Below are 17835 nucleotides of genomic sequence, written 5' to 3'. Positions count from 1 at the left end.
TTGATAGCACTAGCTCACTTATCCAATTTATTCATCTTTACATTGGATTGATTTCGGTATGTCTCAATCTTTCTACTCTTTATCAGCATTAAACCAGCCTTTTCGCTTGAACCATAGAATTAAACCAAGCGTTATCAATCCCATGAAGCCAAGCACAAAGAAATAGCCATAGTGCCACTTTAGCTCAGGCATATTTTCAAAATTCATTCCGTATACGCCAACGATAAAGGTAAGGGGAATAAAGATAGATGAAATAACAGTCAGTGTCATCATAATTGAATTCATCCGGTTTGAATTAAGAGAAAGATAATTATCGCGCATATCAGACGTCATTTCCCGGTTTGATTCAATCATATCGGCTAATTTTAATAAGTGGTCATAGACATCTTTAAAATACCTTTTTTGTTCAGGATGAACATCTAAGCGTTCAGAATTTATAACACGGTACAATAAATCGCGCATAGGCAAAATGGTTCTTCTGATTTTTAGCAAATCACTTCGAAGTTTAAATACATCTTCCATTAAAACAGAGATGGATTTTTTTGCGTCTATGTTTTCTATATCATTCAGCTCATCTTCAATTTGATATACAGTGGGAAAATATTCATCTACCACTTTATCCATCACAGAATACGCAAGGTAGCTTATTCCTTTTTCTTGAATCGAAGGTGTATGAAGCAGCTTTTCCCATACTTTATCAATTGCAGCTGACGGGTGAAAATGAAAAGTAACCATATAATTATCGCCGATAAAAAGATCAACTTCTTCAGCTTCTAACGTTTGCCGATTTAACGAATGAAGGACAAAAAAACTGTATCCTTCATAATAATCGAGTTTTGGACGCTGCAGAAAATGAAAGCAATCTTCAATCGCTAACGGATGAAAGTGAAAGGATGATTGAAGCAGCAGCGCTTCTTCTTCAGAAGGGCAGTTAAAGTCAATCCAATAGTACTGAATAGCGGGATCGTGAATCTGATCTAATTGTATATGTTTCACAAGTTTGTTATCGTTCGTAAGAGCTAACGTTCGTATCATTTGAAAACTCCTTTGTGTTTTTATAGCTATTTTCAATGTAGCATAAAACCACAAAATACACGTATTTTTTAAAAAAATTTTCTTTCTTCTCTTTTTATAAAACTAGTAAGGGTGAAAAAGTTGAATTATAATGATAGTAATAGCTCGTATGGAAAGGGGAATCGTTTTGAATAAAAATGAAGCACTTCGAATGTTTTTTTTAAAACATGCAGATCAACTAACGGAAGAATGGTATGAAAGCCTTGAAGACAATGACCCAGAATCGGTTTATGCATCTACTCATCCAGAAGTCATTTCAGTATTAAAAGGTCAAAATAATGAATTTCATTTATACATAGCCGATGTATTTATAAAAAGTGAAAAAGAATTTTTTGATTCATTTGAAACGTGGATTTTAAAGATTGCGGAAGACGGAGAGCATGTAAGAACGCCTATTCATTATATTATTCGAGAATTTTTCCGAGTTAGAAAACAGTATTTAACGTATTTAAATCAATTTGTAGAAGAGTACGAGCAAGGTATTACGCAAGAAGAACTAGACGAATGGAACGAATTGATTGTACGCGTGTTTGATATCACCGTTTATAAATTTGTAGAAGAGCACCATCAGCATTCAAAGCGGTTGCTTGAAGCACACAAAGAGCTGATTAATGAGCTGAGCTCGCCAGTTATTCCATTAAGTGATCATATTGCGATTCTTCCGCTTGTTGGGGATATCGACACAGCAAGAGCGCGCCGAATTTTAGAGAATACGTTAACTCGCTGCGCTGAACAGCAAGTGAATCACCTTTATATTGATATTTCAGGAGTAGTTATTGTTGATACGATGGTTGCTCATCAGATTTTCCAGCTGATCGATGCCTTAAAATTAATAGGCGTAGAATCAACTATCTCTGGGGTACGTCCTGAAATCGCGATTACCGCTTCTCATTTAGGTTTATCGTTTGAAAATATATCAACAAAATCAACTCTTGCTAATGCGATGGCTTCACGTATGAGGAAATAAAAAAACAAGAATTATTTTTAATTCTTGTTTTTTTATTTCAATTCATACTTGACATATAGGTTAAACAGGTATTATGATTTTACTAATTTAATAAATAAAAAGAGTAGTATTACATACGCTAATATAAAAATGCACCTCTGTAATTAGCGAACAAGAATTGAACAAACAATATGAAAACGCTTTATATAGAATGCGAGAATATTTAGGAGGAAATAGAAATGAACATCTTATGGTTTTTCCCTACAGCAGGCGACGGACATTATCTAGGCACAACCGAAGGAAGTAGAACAAGTGATATTCACTACTTAAAGCAAATCGCACACGGGCTGGATTATCTAGGATATGACGGTGCTTTGTTGCCTACTGGTTCAAATTGTGAAGATTCATGGGTGATTGCATCGGCACTTGCTTCCGTTACGAATCGACTGAAGTTTTTAATTGCACTTCGCCCGGGTGTAATGTCTCCCACACTTTCAGCACGGATGGCTTCGACATTTGATCAAATGTCAAACGGCCGACTTATGTTAAATATTGTGACGGGAGGAGATCCCGTGGAACAAGCAACGTACGGTAACTATTTAAGCCATGATAAACGCTACGAGTTAACAGATGAATTTTTAACGATTTGGCGAGATGTAATGGAAGGAAAAAAAGTGGACTATAAAGGAGAACATCTTGATGTAACAGGTGCGTACATTCCGTCGCCTCCTGTCCAAAAACCGTATCCTCCGCTGTACTTTGGCGGGTCTTCTCCAGCAGGAAAAGAAGTAGGAGCAAAGCATGCAGACGTATATTTGCTGTGGGGAGAGCCTCCTGCAGTGATCAAGACGAAAATTGATGAGATGAAAGAAAAAGCTGCAAATGAAGGCAGGGACATTCGCTTTGGTATTCGACTGCACGTTATTGTAAGAGAATCGGAAGACGAAGCGTGGGAATCTGCAGATAAATTAATTAAACATGTTAATGATGATACGATCAAAGCGTTTCAAGATAAGTTTGCGTCATTTGACTCCACTGCCCAAAAAACACAGTCAAGTTTGCACAGCGGCACAAAAGATCGAGGTGCGTTGGAGATTGCTCCGAATCTATGGGCTGGAATCGGCTTAGCACGAGAAGGAGCTGGAACCGCTCTTGTTGGAAGTCCTGAAATTGTAGCGGATCGTTTAAAAGAGTACAAAGAGCTAGGAATTGATACGTTTATTTTATCAGGATACCCGCATCTAGAAGAAGCATATACGTTTGCTGAGCTAGTATTTCCACATATTCAAAAAGAACGAAGCAAGAGATAATTCTTGCTTCGTTCTTTTTGAATCGTAAAAAAATAAATAACCCAGTTGACTTATAGGAATTATAGGTGTATTATAAAGGTAGTTCATTTAGTCAGAAAATTTGTGATAAAGGGTGAAGAAAATGGAACGTTATGACGTAATTCAAGGCGCAGAATCTTTTTATTATAAAGGCAACGACATTGGTATACTTGTTTCTCATGGATTTATGGGGACCCCTCAAAGTATGGAATATATCGGAAAAGAATTAGCTAAAAAAGGTTTTACTGTGTACGGTTTGCGACTAACGGGACATGGTACTCACTACTATGATATTGAACAAACAACGTACGAGGAATGGAAGCAGGACTTTTTAAATGGGTATCAGCGTTTGAAGCAAGAATGCCGTCATGTATTTATCTTAGGTCAGTCCATGGGAGGCACTCTCACCTTTCATACAGCAAGCCAAGGATTAGATCTTGACGGAGTTATTGCAATCAATCCGGCTATGACGTCCATTCCTTTAATGGAGCCTTACCGCTCTCGTCATACGCCTCGTTATTTAAAAGAAGATCATCCTGATATTAAGGATCCAAACGTACATGAAATTACGTACGACAAAGTACCAGTGCGCTCTATGCGTGAGCTGCTTTCTTTAATGGACGAAACAAAAGAACGCTTATCTTATGTAACATGCCCGGCTTTAGTACTAACATCAACCGTTGATAACGTAGTACCGCCTGAGAATTCAGCTTATATCTTAAACCATATTCAATCAGCAGAAAAAAGACAGCACATGCTTCGAAACTCTTACCATGTTGCGTCGATGGATTTTGATAAAGACACAATTGTTGCACAAACGGCACAGTTTGTACAAGCAACAGTTGCCAAAAAAAAAGTGCATGAGCGAATTTTTTAATTTTTAAATTCGCTCCGTTTCTTTTTTACTTCAAGTAAGATAAAATGAATCTTGAATGAAAACAAAGGAGTGTACATACATGATTCATTTAGAATGGAACGATCGTCCAACAATTAAACAAGTAAAATGCATACATACAGATGCAAAAAAATTCGTGGTTGAAAATGTTTTAACAGCAGGAAAAACATATGATGTAAAAAACGAAACAGAAGAATTTTATTTTGTTGTTGATAACACTGGCCAAGTCGGCGGCTTTTATAAAGAATACTTTGAAGGCTAAACAAAAAAATCATCGTCTCGGCGATGATTTTTTTATTGCAATAATTAAATGGAGCTTTCCTTAATGAAAACGAATGAACATACTTTTAAAGAGAAATTCCATATATCTCATCATTTCGAAAAAAAGCTTTATGATAAAAATAGGATGTAAGACCTAAATTCTTCCGTTTCTTGTTCTGATTAAAAGGGTAACTGACTATAAATACCCATGACAACAATTATTTTACAATGTAAAATGAAAGCGACGCTTAACAGAAAAAGGAAAAGAGGAGGTCATACGATGAAAAAGCGTAATACAGCAGCTTTTACATTTTTAGCATGGACAGCTTTTATTACAGCACTATTAGCTATGTTTATAGGAATTTATACCTTAGATGCATCATTACCGGTAAAAGGTTATTATGCTGTTGGAACATTATACTTAACGATGTCCGCTTTTGTGCTCCAAAAAACCATTCGTGATAACGAAGAAGATACGGCGCACGAACGTAAATACGACAAAGCAGAAGAAGAATTGTAGAGCTAAAAAAAGCATTTTTCTAGCTCTTTGAAAAACATCCCCATTTTTGGGAGATGTTTTTTTATATAAAAAAACAGGGAACTTGTCACTCCATGTCGTATTAATAAAGAAGGAGGCGATTGAATTGACACAACTAATGATTAATAACGTAAATTTTCACGTTGATATGTTTGAAGAAAAAATGATTACTGATGCGAATACAGGTGAAGAGTTGAAAAGGCTAAACTTTTCTTTTTCGGTTGTAGGCAAAGCAGCTTATGATAAATATGATGCATTTTTTGAGGATCCGTACTTTGAAGTAACAAATATGGAAACAAAAGAAACGCTAACACTAAAAAACATTTCGCATAGCACATTTTATCAGTCACCTGAAATTACAGATCATACAAATATTGTTTTCAGAGTGAAGCTGCAGCAAGAACCTGTTAAAGAAAAAGAACAAGTGAAAAATGAACGTCCAACAGAGAGCACGGTCAACGAAATGCTTTTATCTAGAATAAAGTTTAAGGCTCTTGTCGAAATACTTGAAGAAAAAGGACTTCTAACAGAGAATGAGTTGTATACTAAAATTGAAGAAGTAGCAGAACGAGATTTTGATATTCTTCGAGATGAATTAAGTCATTCTAAAAAAGAGGTAAAAGCGTAAAAATACCCCACTCTGCAGGGGGATTTTTTATTTATATCCATTAATTTATAACCCTTTTGATAAATTATTCATATATTACATCACGATGAAAATAAAAAGGGTGAGGATAATGCCGATTGTTATTAATCATGTAGTGATTCCAAATGTTACAGGAGGAGTCGTTACATTTGGCGACACGTACTATGTTTCTCCAAAAAGTAACAGTAAAACTGCGCAAGGTTCAGGGTCTTCAAATACAGGAATTTGTGTAAATACAAATTCGGGACTTTCTAATACAAATACGCTCGATCCGGATGGTTCTGACCAAAACGGCTTCGGAAACGGATAAGGAAAGAGATGTTTTACTCTTCTTTCTACACGCCTTTTCAGTATTCGTTTTATCCGTATTTTATGCCTTCTTTTGCACGTCCAATTGGATTTGTCGTGTCACCTGATGGAGCGATGGATAACTGGTGGGGCAAAAAACCATCTTGGTGGGGGAAAATCACGCCTTCAGCCGGCGTTTTCCCTCCTGTTACCCAGTATTATACGGGCAGTTTAGTTCCTTATAGTTTAAGGGGCTATTACTAATATAAAAAAGAAGTTCAGATTAAGCCAACTTGTTAGCGCCTATTTCCTAAAAATAGGCGTTTTTTTCCGTTTTACTTGATTCAAAGTTATTTTTGCTGAATAATAAGGAAAAGAGAATTTTTAGAAGTAAGCTGTAAGTAAGGAGATGTTCAATCATGACAGATAAATGGAGAGTTCATAAAATAAAAAGTGATTGTGAACCTTGGCTTTTTTTAGAAGGCTGGGAAAAAGATATTATTGAAACCATTGAATTTGAAAAAAAAGAAGAAGCGCTTCGCTACTACGCGATGATGATTTATGAATTTCATCAAAAATACGCAAGCGTGCGAAGTGATGAACTAGCGCTCTTTAGCTTTTGGAACGAAGGCGAAAAGGAATTTTGTGAAGCCTGTGATGATGATCTTCAAATCTTCCACGGTGTTTTATTCGCTAAAAACGATGAAGTCTATTCATTAGAAGAAGATGAAGAAGGATTAAAAATGCTTCGTACTAAATAAAAACGTCCTGCGGGGCGTTTTTTTTTATATAAAAAATGAACGATTTCAATCGCTCAAGCGTCATATAGGTGATGAAACAAAAAGGAGGGGTGACCGCTTTAGAACAAGATGATTTCATCCTTGTCCAAAAAGCATTACAAGGTGATGATGATGCCTTTTCATTATTATTTCAGCGCTATCATTCATTTTTATATAAATACCTTTTAAAGCTGACATTAGATGAGGACTTATGCAGTGAATTGTGTCAGGAAGCAATGATGAAGTGTTACGTGAATCTTTCTTCATACAAAAATGAAGCAAAGTTTTCGACTTGGATGATATCCATTGCTTCAAGACTGTACATGGATTATTTGCGTAAGCAAAAACGTGAAAAAAGCAGTCTTCAGCGAATAAAGCAGGCTTTATCGCATCAGCTTCAGTGGAAAGCTAAATACAAAGGAGTGGAGTGGAGCGAGATGTTTTCCGATTTTAATGAACTCGATTCACGCTTTCGAATTCCTGTCTTGCTTCGACATTATTACGGATATACATACGATGAGATTGCCCATATGCTGAATATGCGAGCAGGAACGGTCAAATCAAGAGTAAATAAAGGAGTAAATATACTGAGAAAGGAGTGGAAAGAATGAGGGAAGAAAATGACAATCAGTCCTTACATTCTTTAAAAAAAGATTGGGAGCAGCTAGAGAGTTTAGCAAGTCATGAACGTATTTCTCTTCATACAATTCAAGAACAGCTTCTCATTCAAAAACAAAAGCAGAAAAAAGCTTTCCGGAAAGAGTTATGCTTATTTACATTAACAGCACTTGTTATTTTAACGGTAATGGCAACGGCTATTTTACAAATACCTGCCTTATTTATCGCCATTGAGGTAATTGGCATCATTGTTGCGCCTCTTTCTTTTATCGTTTTTCACTATAAACGAAAAAAGGAGATGTTTTTATAATGAATGAAAAATGGATTATTGTGCTGTTTATTTCACCATTTCTCCTTCTTCAAAGCTTTCTACTTTTTATCAATGCAAAAAAACGCGGCGCCCATCCATGGTTTTGGGGAATATGGGGACTGATTCAAATTCCAATGCCAACGCTTTTTTATTGGTTTTTTATTATTTGGCTTCCAGCACGAAAAAAAGGGGGATGTAAATGAAGGACATTAACTGGTTGTTAATTGCTCCAATTCTATTCTTACAATTGCTTTTAATGATTCCAGCGTTAATAAGCTGCATAAAGCAAGAAGAGACAAACGGACCAAAATGGTTATGGGGACTCATCATTTTATGTGTAAGTACAGTCGGTCCCGTTTTATATTTTGTTTTAGGACGTAAAAACAGTGAGGTGGAGCGAAGATGTTTATGCAAGTAGAAGGACTGACAAAAACGTACCGTAATATAACCGTTGTAGATAACCTTTCATTTAATCTCGATAAAGGAAAATGTGCAGCATTGTTAGGCCCTAATGGTGCAGGTAAGACGACTACTTTGCATATGATTGCAGGTCTTACTGCATCTAATAAAGGGAAAATTTCTTTTGAAGATAAACAGCATCAAGACGTACGATCATTTATTGGCTTTCTGCCGCAGCATCCTACGTTTTTTAATTGGATGACGCCTCAGCAGTATTTAACTTTTTTAGGCCTTTTATCTAACATTTCAAAAAATGTGCTTTCTCAACGAATAGATGAAGTACTTGAAACGGTAGGTTTAAAAGGAAAGGAAAAGCAGAAAATTGCTGGCTTTTCTGGAGGAATGAAACAACGTTTGGGCTTAGCTCAAGCCTTGTTACATAAACCTGAACTGCTAATTTTAGATGAACCCGTTTCGGCTTTGGATCCTGAAGGCAGAAAAGATGTCCTAATGATTATCGAAACATTAAAAAAAGATACGACCATCCTTTTTTCAACTCACATTTTGCATGATGCAGAACAAATATGCGATAACATGATTATGATTAAAAACGGACGCATGAAATGGAATGGAACAAAGAGTTCGCTGCGCCAAGAGTTTGCGGATCCTGCTTTTACGATTGAAACAGAAGAAAGGCTCCCTGCATCATTTAGCAGTCTGCCAAGTGAACAGGTGCTGTTTCATTCTCCTTATAAAGCCACTGTAAGTGTAAAAGATACATCTCAGCAGCAGCAGCTGCTTCAACTGCTTGTTGATCAACAAGCAAATCTGGTTTTATTTGAACGAAAACAGCATTCTCTCGAAGATGTGTATCTAGAGGTGATGAATAAATGAATATATTTAGAGTCTTATTTAAAAAGGAGCTGCATGAATTATTTGCGAACGGCAAAGCAATTTGGCTACCCATCTCTCTAATTTTGCTAGGCATCACACAGCCTTTAACGAATTATTATATGCCACAAATCATTGACATGGCAGGAAATTTGCCAAAAGGAGCCATTATTCAACTTCCTACGCCAAGCGGTCAAGAAGTATTGCAAGGTGTCCTTTCACAATATAGCACAATAGGAATCTTATTGATTGTACTAGCAAGCATGAATATGATTTCAAATGAACGACAAAATCATGCGGCTGTACTTGTTATGATGAGACCGGTGAGCGTCATTCAATACATTATGAGTAAATGGGCTGCGCAAATCGTACTGGTTATTGGCTCAATGTTTATAAGCTATATAGCAGCGTGGTATTATACAAATCTTTTATTTTCACATGTGGATTGGACTCATATGATAGTTAGCTTTCTTTTATACAGCCTGTGGCTGATTTTTATCTTGTCCGTGCTAGTGGCAGCTGGAACCTTTCTTTTACAAAGCGGAGGAATTGCTGGAGTAAGAATTTTGATTATTGCGTCACTTTCATTTTTAAGTACTTTGTTTACGAATCAATTAAAGTGGAGTCCTGCGGCGCTGTCACAATACGCCGGTCGTATACTTGAACAATTGCACTGGTCACAAAGTGTCACCTATACCGTAGTTGTTACATTAGTGAGCTGTTTTCTTCTTTTAATTGCTGCTGTTTATAGATACAAAAAAGTAGAATATGTATAAAAAGACTTCTGAAACGAAGTCTTTTTTCTAGGGAATTAATTTGCAAATCCACGCAATATAAAGAGCAGCGGGGACTAAGAGAATCTGGGCACATACTGTCCCGCATAAACGAGAGATGACGAGTATACCAACCATTTTATTCATAGATTGCTTAGTCGATTCACCTTTCATTACCTTTTCAGTTAGAATGGCTACTTGCGGATCTACAAACACTGCAAGGGTAATCATCGCTAGTCCGTTAATAAGACCAGAAGACATCAGAATCGATTTAGAAAGAGTAGGCTCGAGCGTAGAAGCATAAAGAGTGGAAAGAACACCTACTGTATAAATGGTCGTAGCCATTAAATTTAAAAGAAGCAATCGCTTGGGCACTCCGCCTATTCGCAGCTGAGACAGCATAATCCACCTAGGACGCTTCACGTGTTTTTTTGCTTTTTCCAGCGTATGTATGGAAGTAATGTTTTTCATCATTTTGGGTACAGATCCTGCTACTTCTAAGTGTGAAATCATGCGAGAGAAGATTGATACAAAGCTAGGAATTAAAAGAGCACCTGCGATTGTCCCAATAGAGGCCGCGAGCAAGATAGTTTGAAGCTGATGAAGTAGAAGGGACAAATCTTCTTTAGACTGGACCGCATCTCCTAATTTGCCGGTCAGCGGAGCTTGCACCATATTAGCTGTTCTTGACACAATGACAATAATATTAAAAAGAGATAGGGCCACGACTAGTTTTCCAGTTTTCAAGCCCGCGAGTCTCACAGAGTAGGCTAGTGTTTCAATCATGTGAATAATTCCTACAAATACACAAATAATCAGTAATTTTTCCATCATAATAAGTAAGTTCCTTTCTTTGATACACGCACTTCCTTATTATGTATAATTTTGGTTCATTTGTAAATAAAAAGCCGTTTGCTACCAAGAGTAGCAAGCGGCTTTTTATTATCGATGCTGGTTAATATCACGAAGTATATCTTTGCTAGCCTGATAATCTTTTTCCCGTTCTTTTTCCACCTGTAGACGTTTGTCTAGTTTACGGCTATATTCAGCATACCCCACGCCGTGAGAAAGCTGCATGGCCTTTTCCATTTCTGACGTGTACGTTAGGTGAAGTGCGATAATGAATCAATCCTTTCAGCATTTTTCACTTGTGGCACATGTATTGCTGCTCAAGTGTTTCGATGTTTATAATTCTTGAAGTCTTTCTAGAAATCGTTTTCCCTGTCGCTTTGGATCTAAACATAAATGATTAAAATTTCATAACATTCCAGGTAAAAGCCTTTTTTTCTTGCGTAGTATCCCATATAATAGCAGGAACAACGTTTTTAAAGGAGTTATATATGAACAATACAAAACGAGTATGGTTTGATTTACTTTTTTATATCGCTATTCCTTACCTAATATGGAATCAGGGAAAAGACATTATTGGTGATTACTATGCCATTTTGCTTTCAACAGCACCAGCGTTTGTGTATACCATTTATACATTTATTAAAGATCGCCAGTTTAACGTAACAGGATTGTTCATTGTCATTACGCTGCTGGCACGTACCATTATTGATTTAATTTCAGGAAACGCAGCAACGATGTTAAACAATCAAGTATATTTTATGATTGGACTGGCTGTAGTTGTTCTGTTTACCATTATGATAAAAAAGCCAATTGGTTTGTACTTTTTTGTAGATACGGCTTACTTAATGGGCTATAAGAGAGAAGACTCTCTAAAACTCTTCCACCAGCCCGATTTATTCAAAATGATGAACTGGCTTACAGTACTGTTCGCAGGTCGCTATGTATTTTTAGCAATTGTAAAATACGTATTGATTCAAAAGTACGGAGTAGAAGGGTACGGGAACATGATTGTATTCCGTCAGGCCGTTACGTGGGCATTCTCCATTTTAATTGCCGTCTACACGTATTTTATCTATAAAAAAATTCAAGATAAAACAGGGATGGATAATCCAATGAATCCAAATGTAAATGAATAAAAAAGAAGCGTGCGTTTAGCTAACGTACGCTTTTTTAATGCAGAAACAAGTTTGTTAAATTTTCTGACAAATATGTTGTAAAGAGATTCTTTCATGTATATACTAAAAATAAGAAGCAACTGGCATGCCACATGCCAAAAGAATCAAAGGAGATAAAATTATGAGTTTATCAAAATTAACACAGCCGTTATCACTAAAGCAGCAGGCGTATGAAGGAATTAAAAACGCTATTATCGATCATACCATTGCTCCTGGAGAAGTCTTGTATGAAAGAAAATTAAGTGAAGAATTAGGAATCAGCCGTACGCCAATTCGTGAAGCTATCCCGCTTCTAGAATTAGAAGGGTGGGTTACATCAATTCCGAGAAAAGGAACGCTAGTGAGCAGTATTACCGCAAAAGATGTAGAAGAAGTCATTCAAATTAGACGTGGTTTAGAGGTTTTGGTAGTAGAGCTACTTATTCCGATAATCTCAGAGGAACAAATTTCAATGATTGAACAGCTTTATCAGCAGCAGGTAAAACTCCAAAAAGAAAATAAACTATTTATTTCTACAGATAAAGACTTTCATATCTTTTTAGCAGAATTAAGTGGAAATAGAAGATTAGTTAATCTAGTGCAAACTGTCAGTGACCAAATGCGCTGGTTTGGAATTAGCGCTTCTTACTTACCTAATCGAATAGAAGAGACGTTAAAAGAACATTCAGCTATTATTGATTGTTTAAAAGAAAAAGACGTCGACAAAGCAAAGAAAGCTGTACTTAATCATATTGATCTTACTCGAGAAGCTGTACTCGCCAGTCTAAAAAATAAAGAAGGAGATGTCAGTAAATGAAAAAAGTAACCGTTTATGTGGAAAGTGTAGAAAAGGTAATAAAAGAGGAAGACATTCATATAAAAGATGTTCTTGTTGTTGGCTATGGTGGTAGAGATCTTAAAAAAGTTCAGGAGCACATTGACGAGTTGGCGGAAATTGGTGTCGCACCGCCGTCAACTATACCAGCTGTTTATCCAATGCAACTATCTAATCTGTCTTTTGAACAAGCAATTAACGTTGCAAGAAAAGAAACGTCGGGGGAAGCAGAATATGTTTTATTTCATAATGGAACAGAATGGCTAATTACCCTTGGAAGTGACCATACGGATCGATTTCTCGAAATTGAAGATATTCAACTTTCAAAAGAATCTTGTCCTAAGCCTCTTGCGACTAAGTTTTGGCGTTTAGAAGACGTTCAAAATCATTGGGATCAGCTATATTTACGATCTTGGATTACAGATGAACAAGGGAGACGAAAATACCAGGAACATGACCTAACTTCTCTGCTCAGTGTTAATGATCTTCTCAATAAATTAGAGGGATTTGGTTATAAAGATATCTCAAATACAGTCATTTTTTCAGGAACAGTTCCAACATTAGAAGGCTTTGTATATGGGAGTAAATTTGAATATGAGCTTGCTGATCCGGTGTTAAACCGAAAGATTGAAAGCAGTTATTCAATTGCTATACAAGAGGTGAGAGTATGAAGATTGCGCTCATTCAATTAGATGTTCAAATTGGTGAACCAGATTGGAACTATCAGTATGTTAAAACGCTTATGTCCAAGGCAATGAAAGAAAAGCCAGATATAATTGTGCTGCCTGAAATGTGGAATACAGGCTATGCTTTAGAGCGTGCACAAGAGTTAGGAGATAGAAACGGTGTACTCACAAAAGAACTGTTATCCTCATTTGCTAAAGAGCATAATGTAACGGTTGTTGGTGGAAGCATTTTAAATTGTCGATCCCACAGACAGGAAGTAACCAATACTATGCTAGTTTTCAATGGACAAGGAGAACAAGTACTGGAGTACGATAAAATCCACTTATTTCGTTTGATGGATGAAGATAAATTTTTAAAAGCAGGAAATCGGTTTGGGCTGTTTTCTTATCAAGATATAAAAATAGGTACTATGATATGTTACGACTTGCGCTTTCCGCAGCTGTCTCGAAAGTTAGTAAATGATGGCGCCCAAATGTTAATTAACGTTGCACAATGGCCAACAGCGCGAGTAGATCATTGGAGAAGCCTATTAATTGCAAGAGCAATTGAAAATCAATGTTTTGTTATAGCTGTGAATCGCTGCGGGGAAAGTGAAGGAACTCCTTTTCCAGGAAATTCAATGGTAATAGATCCATTAGGTGAAATTCTGTTGGAGGGGTCTCAAGAAGAAGATATATATATTATTGAAGTTGACTTAGAGAAGGTGAAAAATGTTCGAGAACATATTCCAGTTATCACTGATCAACGGTTAGATTTATATTAAAAATACAGAATTTTCAAAAATATCGAGGAGGAAAGTAAATGGGGCAACCAGTTTATGAAGCAAATTCATCTGACAAAACACAGTCGAGAAAGGTCGTAGGGCTGCGTTGGTGGTTAGCACTTTTATTCTTTTTAATTGGTTTAATTGCTTACATGGATCGCTCTAACATCGCCATTATTGCTAAGCCAATGATGGAAGATTTAAATATGAATAAAGTTCAGTTTGGCATGCTAGCCTCTTTATTTTCACTAGGGTACGCCTTGTCTCAAATACCAGCTGGATTGCTGGCCGAGAAGTTCGGCGCTCGTAAAATTGTTTTCTATGCTTTAGTTTGGTGGTCTATATTCACAGGCTTAACGGCTTTAGTAAAGTCACACGGCTTAATCGGACTTGTTCGGTTTTTGTTTGGAGTTGGAGAAGGTCCCATGTATCCAGGAAACGCAGTATTTAATACGTACTGGTTCCCAAAGCAAGAAAAAGGAAGAGCTGCAAGTGCACTGCTTGCTGGTTCTTATTTTGGACCTGTTATCGCTCCCATTGTAACCGTTGCAATTTATCAATCTCTCGGCTGGAAAGCTGTGTTTTATATTTTTGCTTTAATAGGGTTACTTGTTGCATTCGTTTGGTATGCAATAGGCAGAAATCGCCCAGAAGAACATTCGTGGATTAGCAAAGAAGAGCTTTCATACATTATAGAGAATCGAACTGTTCAAAAAAAATCTAAGCAAACGGCCCCATGGGGAGAGTTTTTGAAAAATGGACGCTTCTGGGCTTTAGGTCTACAGTACTTTGTTGTATTATATATTGTAACTTTTTTCCTTGTATGGCTTCCCACTTATTTACTAGAAGCGCGTCAATTTTCTCTCAGCAGCATGGGATTCGCTGCAAGTTTACCGTGGCTATGCATTTTTATCACGGTTATGACTGGCGGGGCACTTTCGGATTCATTGTTAAAGAAAGGGAAATCTAAAATGTTTGCACGCGGTGCTTTAGCTATTGGCGGATTGGTTGTTTTTTCTATCTCCATGTATCTGGCAGCCTATGCAACTACACCTTGGATGAATGTCTTATGGTTAACCCTTGCTTTAGGTTCGCTCGGATTTCCTGTTGTGACATCATGGGCAGCAGCAGTTGACTTAGGAAATGAGTATTCAGGGTCTGTTTCGGGGTGGATGAACTTATGGGGAAATATTGGAGCATTTTTATCACCTATTCTGTGCGGATGGCTTGCTGAAACTATTGGATGGGAAGGAGCTTTACTAGTTAGTATCCTCCCAATTATTGTAGCTATTATACTATGGTTTGGAGTACGCCCGGATCGTTCTTTAACATAAGATTTTTTATATTATCTGGCATACCACATGCCAATATAAGGTAAGATAGCCATAGAACATTCCTACGGCTATCTTTTTTTACATAGAAACCTTTGTTACAAAACAGTGAACAATACACAAAACACTAACATCTCATTTAAAATTAATAGTAAAATAACGCTATTAGAAACGGGATGAAAGTAGGTCAAGAAATGAAACTATTATTAGCATGTCAAAAGCAGCCTTATCGGATCCTAGAAATGATTATGGTGTTTTTCACTTTAATTTTTGTCGTACTGTCGTTTTTTGATTACCGTCAGCTGTTTTTTCTCGTGTTTACCCTTGGAATTGTATTTGCTATTCGAGCGTTTGAAATGCAAGAAGGAGAGAAAAAGACGCAAGGGAACATCTGGATGCTTGTCGGTGTTGTCATGATTTTGCTAGACATAGTTTTATTTGTTGTATATGCCATTAATCGATCTTAACTAAAAGAAAAAGGCTTCCGTGCAGAGGTTCACCTCTAGCTGCGGAAGCTTTTTTGATTAAGGAATCATCCACGATAATACACTAGATTGTAAAAATGTTAATATGCAGACAATCAGCAGTAAAAATAAGCTGTGCTTCACCGTAAAACGAAGCAGATCGGATTCTTTTCCTGCCAGCCCAACCGCAGCACAGGCGACAGCGATGGACTGCGGTGAAATCATTTTACCGGTTACTCCGCCCGAAGAGTTTGCTGCAAGCGCAAGAAGCGGATCCATTCCAATAGACGTGGCCGTGATTTTTTGCAAGTTGCCGAACAATAAGTTGGCTGATGTATCTGACCCTGTAATAAAAACACCAAGCCAACCGAGTACAGGAGAGAAAAAGGGAAATAACGCGCCTGTTTTAGCTAACAGCAGTCCTAATGTTGTACTCATTCCAGAAGCATTTGTCACGTAAGCAAATGCCACAACGGACATAATCGTAAGCAGCGGCAGCGCTAATTCTTTACACGTCTCGTTAAACGTAATAAACCAGTCTTTCCAAGAGATGTTGACGATAAATTTTGTGACAACAGCAGACAACAGGATAGCTGTGCCCGCAGCGCCTAGTAATTCTAACTTATACACTGCCGCAATTGGTTCTCCATTTCCATTTAAAATTAAATTATTTAACCAAGGTACTTCTGGCATAAACGTTAAATAATGTCCGACGGAATTGATAGCGCTCAAAAAAGCGTTAGTTCCTTCATAATGTCCCGTCAGAGCGGTTTTAATTTGAGGAATTCCCCATATGGAAATAAAGATCGTTAAAATTAAAAAAGGTGACCACGCCTTTGCAATTTGAGCCCCCGTGAATGCGGGCTGACCTTGAGTTTCTCTTGGCTCAGCCGAAGCGGAAGCTACTTCATGTGCTGCTTTTTCAGATTGAAAGCGAAACGTTGTTTTCGGTTTCCAGAATTTTAAGAAAATAGCGAGCGCAAAAAGTGAAACGAGTGCCGATAAAATATCGGGAAGTTCAGGTCCTAAAAAGTTAGAGCTGACAAACTGTGTAAGAGCAAAAGAGACGCCGGATACTAAAATAGCAGGGAGTACTTCTACTGTTTTCTTAAATCCAGCCATTACAAAAACCAAATATAGCGGAATAAATACAGAAATAAAAGGAAGCTGGCGGCCTACCATTTTAGAGATTTCCATTGCCGCTACTCCAGTAGGACCCTCCATAGCCGTGATAGGAATACCGATTGCACCAAAAGCAACGGGTGCTGTATTTGCTAATAAACATAAGCCCGCGGCATACAGCGGATTAAAACCTAGGCCTACCAGCAAAGCTGCTGAAATCGCAACAGGTGCGCCAAAACCAGCAGCACCTTCAAGAAAAGCCCCAAACGAAAAAGCAACCAACAAAGCTTGAAGTCTGCGATCTTCTGTAATAGATACGACAGAGGTACGAATAATATCAAACTGACCGGTTTTTACAGTTAGTTTGTAAAGAAAAACGGATGTAATGATAATCCATCCAATCGGCAGTATACCGTATACAGCTCCTTGACTAGCTGACATAAAAGCCATGCTAGCCGGCATTTTATAGGCAAGCATCGCAACGGCAAGTGCGACCAGTAAGGTTGTAATCCCAGCCATATAACCTTTCATTCGTTTAATAGCCAGAGCCCAAAAGAAGTAAAGAATAGGAATCAAAGCGATTAATGAAGACCAAATGACGCTGTTTCCTACAGGAGTGAACTGCTGTGTCCATGTCATAACTAACACCTCATTTTCAAATTAGTGAACTACGAATTTAGTAAAACGAAACCATTAAAACTACGATGATAAGGTCATCTGATGACTTATGTGAAAATGAATTCGCTTACATTATATTCTAATACTTTCGTGATAGGCAAGTACTAAAAGAAACTTTTTTTCTAAAGAACGGACATTTTTTTGTTGATAAGAAGAAAATACTGGTTGAAAATCCCAAGAATAGGTGATTAAATGATTGTAAG

At 37.2% G+C, this 17835-nt stretch carries 25 protein-coding genes; 21 read left to right on the top strand and 4 right to left on the bottom strand.

Annotated features, from left to right (window positions below):
• Positions 1-72: 72 nt before the first annotated feature.
• Positions 73-1035 carry a magnesium/cobalt transporter CorA gene (gene corA / locus AC1VNJ_RS05625; RefSeq protein WP_033579393.1) on the bottom strand — a complete coding sequence of 321 codons (963 nt, stop codon included), beginning with the start codon at positions 1033-1035 and terminating at the stop codon, positions 73-75.
• Between the two features lie 130 nt (positions 1036-1165).
• Here corA and AC1VNJ_RS05620 point away from each other — a divergent pair, with 130 nt between their 5' ends.
• The 15 genes from AC1VNJ_RS05620 (at position 1166) to AC1VNJ_RS05550 (ending at position 9749) form a co-directional block, all read left to right on the top strand.
• Entirely contained in the window at positions 1166-2041 is an 876-nt protein-coding gene (locus tag AC1VNJ_RS05620; protein ID WP_482640439.1) for an STAS domain-containing protein, read from the top strand.
• A 218-nt stretch (positions 2042-2259) separates the two neighbouring features.
• A complete protein-coding gene (gene ssuD / locus AC1VNJ_RS05615) occupies positions 2260-3330 on the top strand; it encodes an FMNH2-dependent alkanesulfonate monooxygenase (RefSeq protein WP_033579391.1) in 1071 nt (356 codons plus the stop codon).
• A gap of 121 nt (positions 3331-3451) precedes the next feature.
• Positions 3452-4225, top strand: coding sequence for an alpha/beta hydrolase (locus AC1VNJ_RS05610; RefSeq protein WP_482640438.1), 774 nt, complete (start codon positions 3452-3454; stop codon positions 4223-4225).
• Positions 4226-4304: 79 nt separating this feature from the next.
• Complete coding sequence (locus tag AC1VNJ_RS05605; protein WP_013057578.1) at positions 4305-4505, top strand: DUF6501 family protein; 201 nt, start codon at positions 4305-4307, stop codon at positions 4503-4505.
• A gap of 279 nt (positions 4506-4784) precedes the next feature.
• Positions 4785-5024 (top strand): YiaA/YiaB family inner membrane protein, encoded by a 240-nt coding sequence (locus tag AC1VNJ_RS05600; RefSeq protein ID WP_013057577.1) that lies wholly within the window; start codon positions 4785-4787, stop codon positions 5022-5024.
• A 124-nt stretch (positions 5025-5148) separates the two neighbouring features.
• Entirely contained in the window at positions 5149-5670 is a 522-nt protein-coding gene (locus AC1VNJ_RS05595) for a hypothetical protein (protein ID WP_028412881.1), read from the top strand.
• Positions 5671-5779: 109 nt separating this feature from the next.
• Positions 5780-5998, top strand: a complete 219-nt coding sequence (locus AC1VNJ_RS05590; RefSeq protein WP_013083687.1) for a spore germination protein — start codon at positions 5780-5782, stop codon at positions 5996-5998.
• Positions 5999-6006: 8 nt separating this feature from the next.
• A complete protein-coding gene (locus AC1VNJ_RS05585; protein WP_028412882.1) occupies positions 6007-6240 on the top strand; it encodes a hypothetical protein in 234 nt (77 codons plus the stop codon).
• 155 nt (positions 6241-6395) lie between these two features.
• Entirely contained in the window at positions 6396-6737 is a 342-nt protein-coding gene (locus AC1VNJ_RS05580) for a DUF1033 family protein (protein WP_013057574.1), read from the top strand.
• An 89-nt stretch (positions 6738-6826) separates the two neighbouring features.
• The gene (gene sigY, locus AC1VNJ_RS05575) at positions 6827-7366 is read left to right on the top strand and encodes an RNA polymerase sigma factor SigY (protein ID WP_482640437.1); all 540 of its coding nucleotides are present in this window, start codon (positions 6827-6829) and stop codon (positions 7364-7366) included.
• A complete protein-coding gene (locus tag AC1VNJ_RS05570) occupies positions 7363-7683 on the top strand; it encodes a YxlC family protein (RefSeq protein ID WP_028412884.1) in 321 nt (106 codons plus the stop codon). Before sigY ends, AC1VNJ_RS05570 begins: the two co-directional genes overlap by 4 nt.
• The gene (locus AC1VNJ_RS05565; protein ID WP_098625794.1) at positions 7683-7886 is read left to right on the top strand and encodes a transcriptional regulator; all 204 of its coding nucleotides are present in this window, start codon (positions 7683-7685) and stop codon (positions 7884-7886) included. Before AC1VNJ_RS05570 ends, AC1VNJ_RS05565 begins: the two co-directional genes overlap by 1 nt.
• Positions 7883-8101, top strand: a complete 219-nt coding sequence (locus AC1VNJ_RS05560) for a PLD nuclease N-terminal domain-containing protein (RefSeq protein ID WP_482640436.1) — start codon at positions 7883-7885, stop codon at positions 8099-8101. The genes AC1VNJ_RS05565 and AC1VNJ_RS05560 overlap by 4 nt, the downstream gene beginning before the upstream one ends.
• Complete coding sequence (locus tag AC1VNJ_RS05555; RefSeq protein WP_098625791.1) at positions 8086-8976, top strand: ABC transporter ATP-binding protein; 891 nt, start codon at positions 8086-8088, stop codon at positions 8974-8976. The genes AC1VNJ_RS05560 and AC1VNJ_RS05555 overlap by 16 nt, the downstream gene beginning before the upstream one ends.
• Positions 8973-9749, top strand: a complete 777-nt coding sequence (locus AC1VNJ_RS05550) for an ABC transporter permease (protein WP_482640435.1) — start codon at positions 8973-8975, stop codon at positions 9747-9749. Before AC1VNJ_RS05555 ends, AC1VNJ_RS05550 begins: the two co-directional genes overlap by 4 nt.
• Before the next feature lie 27 nt (positions 9750-9776).
• On the opposite strand, the gene AC1VNJ_RS05545 is transcribed toward AC1VNJ_RS05550, so the two are convergent.
• Complete coding sequence (locus AC1VNJ_RS05545; RefSeq protein WP_482640434.1) at positions 9777-10580, bottom strand: lipid II flippase Amj family protein; 804 nt, start codon at positions 10578-10580, stop codon at positions 9777-9779.
• 108 nt (positions 10581-10688) lie between these two features.
• A complete protein-coding gene (locus AC1VNJ_RS05540) occupies positions 10689-10835 on the bottom strand; it encodes a YuzK family famiily protein (RefSeq protein WP_014459567.1) in 147 nt (48 codons plus the stop codon).
• Between the two features lie 251 nt (positions 10836-11086).
• On the opposite strand from AC1VNJ_RS05540, the gene AC1VNJ_RS05535 reads away from it, so the two are divergent.
• From AC1VNJ_RS05535 to AC1VNJ_RS05510, 6 genes are all read left to right on the top strand, one after another.
• Entirely contained in the window at positions 11087-11734 is a 648-nt protein-coding gene (locus AC1VNJ_RS05535; RefSeq protein WP_050690556.1) for a VC0807 family protein, read from the top strand.
• Positions 11735-11894: 160 nt separating this feature from the next.
• Positions 11895-12569, top strand: coding sequence for a GntR family transcriptional regulator (locus AC1VNJ_RS05530; RefSeq protein ID WP_028412889.1), 675 nt, complete (start codon positions 11895-11897; stop codon positions 12567-12569).
• The gene (locus AC1VNJ_RS05525; protein WP_049165214.1) at positions 12566-13258 is read left to right on the top strand and encodes a DUF2848 family protein; all 693 of its coding nucleotides are present in this window, start codon (positions 12566-12568) and stop codon (positions 13256-13258) included. Before AC1VNJ_RS05530 ends, AC1VNJ_RS05525 begins: the two co-directional genes overlap by 4 nt.
• A complete protein-coding gene (locus AC1VNJ_RS05520; RefSeq protein WP_482640433.1) occupies positions 13255-14037 on the top strand; it encodes a carbon-nitrogen family hydrolase in 783 nt (260 codons plus the stop codon). The genes AC1VNJ_RS05525 and AC1VNJ_RS05520 overlap by 4 nt, the downstream gene beginning before the upstream one ends.
• A 38-nt stretch (positions 14038-14075) precedes the next feature.
• Positions 14076-15371 (top strand): MFS transporter, encoded by a 1296-nt coding sequence (locus tag AC1VNJ_RS05515; protein ID WP_049165211.1) that lies wholly within the window; start codon positions 14076-14078, stop codon positions 15369-15371.
• A gap of 191 nt (positions 15372-15562) precedes the next feature.
• Complete coding sequence (locus tag AC1VNJ_RS05510; RefSeq protein WP_482640432.1) at positions 15563-15835, top strand: hypothetical protein; 273 nt, start codon at positions 15563-15565, stop codon at positions 15833-15835.
• 57 nt (positions 15836-15892) lie between these two features.
• Here the strand turns inward: AC1VNJ_RS05510 and AC1VNJ_RS05505 are convergent, their stop codons facing one another.
• A complete protein-coding gene (locus AC1VNJ_RS05505; protein WP_048019064.1) occupies positions 15893-17593 on the bottom strand; it encodes an L-lactate permease in 1701 nt (566 codons plus the stop codon).
• Between the last annotated feature and the right edge of the window lie 242 nt (positions 17594-17835).

Source organism: Priestia sp. 3CA3 (assembly GCF_056836725.1).
This window is presented reverse-complemented; position numbering and strand designations above follow the sequence as displayed.

What these genes read in the sequence shown, in the direction of transcription:
- corA (WP_033579393.1), bottom strand. Translation starts at nt 1,035, where the DNA reads ATGATACGAACGTTAGCTCTTACGAACGATAACAAACTTGTGAAACAT.
- AC1VNJ_RS05620 (WP_482640439.1), top strand. Translation starts at nt 1,166, where the DNA reads ATGATAGTAATAGCTCGTATGGAAAGGGGAATCGTTTTGAATAAAAAT.
- ssuD (WP_033579391.1), top strand. Translation starts at nt 2,260, where the DNA reads ATGAACATCTTATGGTTTTTCCCTACAGCAGGCGACGGACATTATCTA.
- AC1VNJ_RS05610 (WP_482640438.1), top strand. Translation starts at nt 3,452, where the DNA reads ATGGAACGTTATGACGTAATTCAAGGCGCAGAATCTTTTTATTATAAA.
- AC1VNJ_RS05605 (WP_013057578.1), top strand. Translation starts at nt 4,305, where the DNA reads ATGATTCATTTAGAATGGAACGATCGTCCAACAATTAAACAAGTAAAA.
- AC1VNJ_RS05600 (WP_013057577.1), top strand. Translation starts at nt 4,785, where the DNA reads ATGAAAAAGCGTAATACAGCAGCTTTTACATTTTTAGCATGGACAGCT.
- AC1VNJ_RS05590 (WP_013083687.1), top strand. Translation starts at nt 5,780, where the DNA reads ATGCCGATTGTTATTAATCATGTAGTGATTCCAAATGTTACAGGAGGA.
- AC1VNJ_RS05585 (WP_028412882.1), top strand. Translation starts at nt 6,007, where the DNA reads ATGTTTTACTCTTCTTTCTACACGCCTTTTCAGTATTCGTTTTATCCG.
- AC1VNJ_RS05580 (WP_013057574.1), top strand. Translation starts at nt 6,396, where the DNA reads ATGACAGATAAATGGAGAGTTCATAAAATAAAAAGTGATTGTGAACCT.
- AC1VNJ_RS05570 (WP_028412884.1), top strand. Translation starts at nt 7,363, where the DNA reads ATGAGGGAAGAAAATGACAATCAGTCCTTACATTCTTTAAAAAAAGAT.
- AC1VNJ_RS05565 (WP_098625794.1), top strand. Translation starts at nt 7,683, where the DNA reads ATGAATGAAAAATGGATTATTGTGCTGTTTATTTCACCATTTCTCCTT.
- AC1VNJ_RS05560 (WP_482640436.1), top strand. Translation starts at nt 7,883, where the DNA reads ATGAAGGACATTAACTGGTTGTTAATTGCTCCAATTCTATTCTTACAA.
- AC1VNJ_RS05555 (WP_098625791.1), top strand. Translation starts at nt 8,086, where the DNA reads ATGTTTATGCAAGTAGAAGGACTGACAAAAACGTACCGTAATATAACC.
- AC1VNJ_RS05550 (WP_482640435.1), top strand. Translation starts at nt 8,973, where the DNA reads ATGAATATATTTAGAGTCTTATTTAAAAAGGAGCTGCATGAATTATTT.
- AC1VNJ_RS05545 (WP_482640434.1), bottom strand. Translation starts at nt 10,580, where the DNA reads ATGATGGAAAAATTACTGATTATTTGTGTATTTGTAGGAATTATTCAC.
- AC1VNJ_RS05540 (WP_014459567.1), bottom strand. Translation starts at nt 10,835, where the DNA reads ATGGAAAAGGCCATGCAGCTTTCTCACGGCGTGGGGTATGCTGAATAT.
- AC1VNJ_RS05535 (WP_050690556.1), top strand. Translation starts at nt 11,087, where the DNA reads ATGAACAATACAAAACGAGTATGGTTTGATTTACTTTTTTATATCGCT.
- AC1VNJ_RS05530 (WP_028412889.1), top strand. Translation starts at nt 11,895, where the DNA reads ATGAGTTTATCAAAATTAACACAGCCGTTATCACTAAAGCAGCAGGCG.
- AC1VNJ_RS05525 (WP_049165214.1), top strand. Translation starts at nt 12,566, where the DNA reads ATGAAAAAAGTAACCGTTTATGTGGAAAGTGTAGAAAAGGTAATAAAA.
- AC1VNJ_RS05520 (WP_482640433.1), top strand. Translation starts at nt 13,255, where the DNA reads ATGAAGATTGCGCTCATTCAATTAGATGTTCAAATTGGTGAACCAGAT.
- AC1VNJ_RS05515 (WP_049165211.1), top strand. Translation starts at nt 14,076, where the DNA reads ATGGGGCAACCAGTTTATGAAGCAAATTCATCTGACAAAACACAGTCG.
- AC1VNJ_RS05510 (WP_482640432.1), top strand. Translation starts at nt 15,563, where the DNA reads ATGAAACTATTATTAGCATGTCAAAAGCAGCCTTATCGGATCCTAGAA.
- AC1VNJ_RS05505 (WP_048019064.1), bottom strand. Translation starts at nt 17,593, where the DNA reads ATGACATGGACACAGCAGTTCACTCCTGTAGGAAACAGCGTCATTTGG.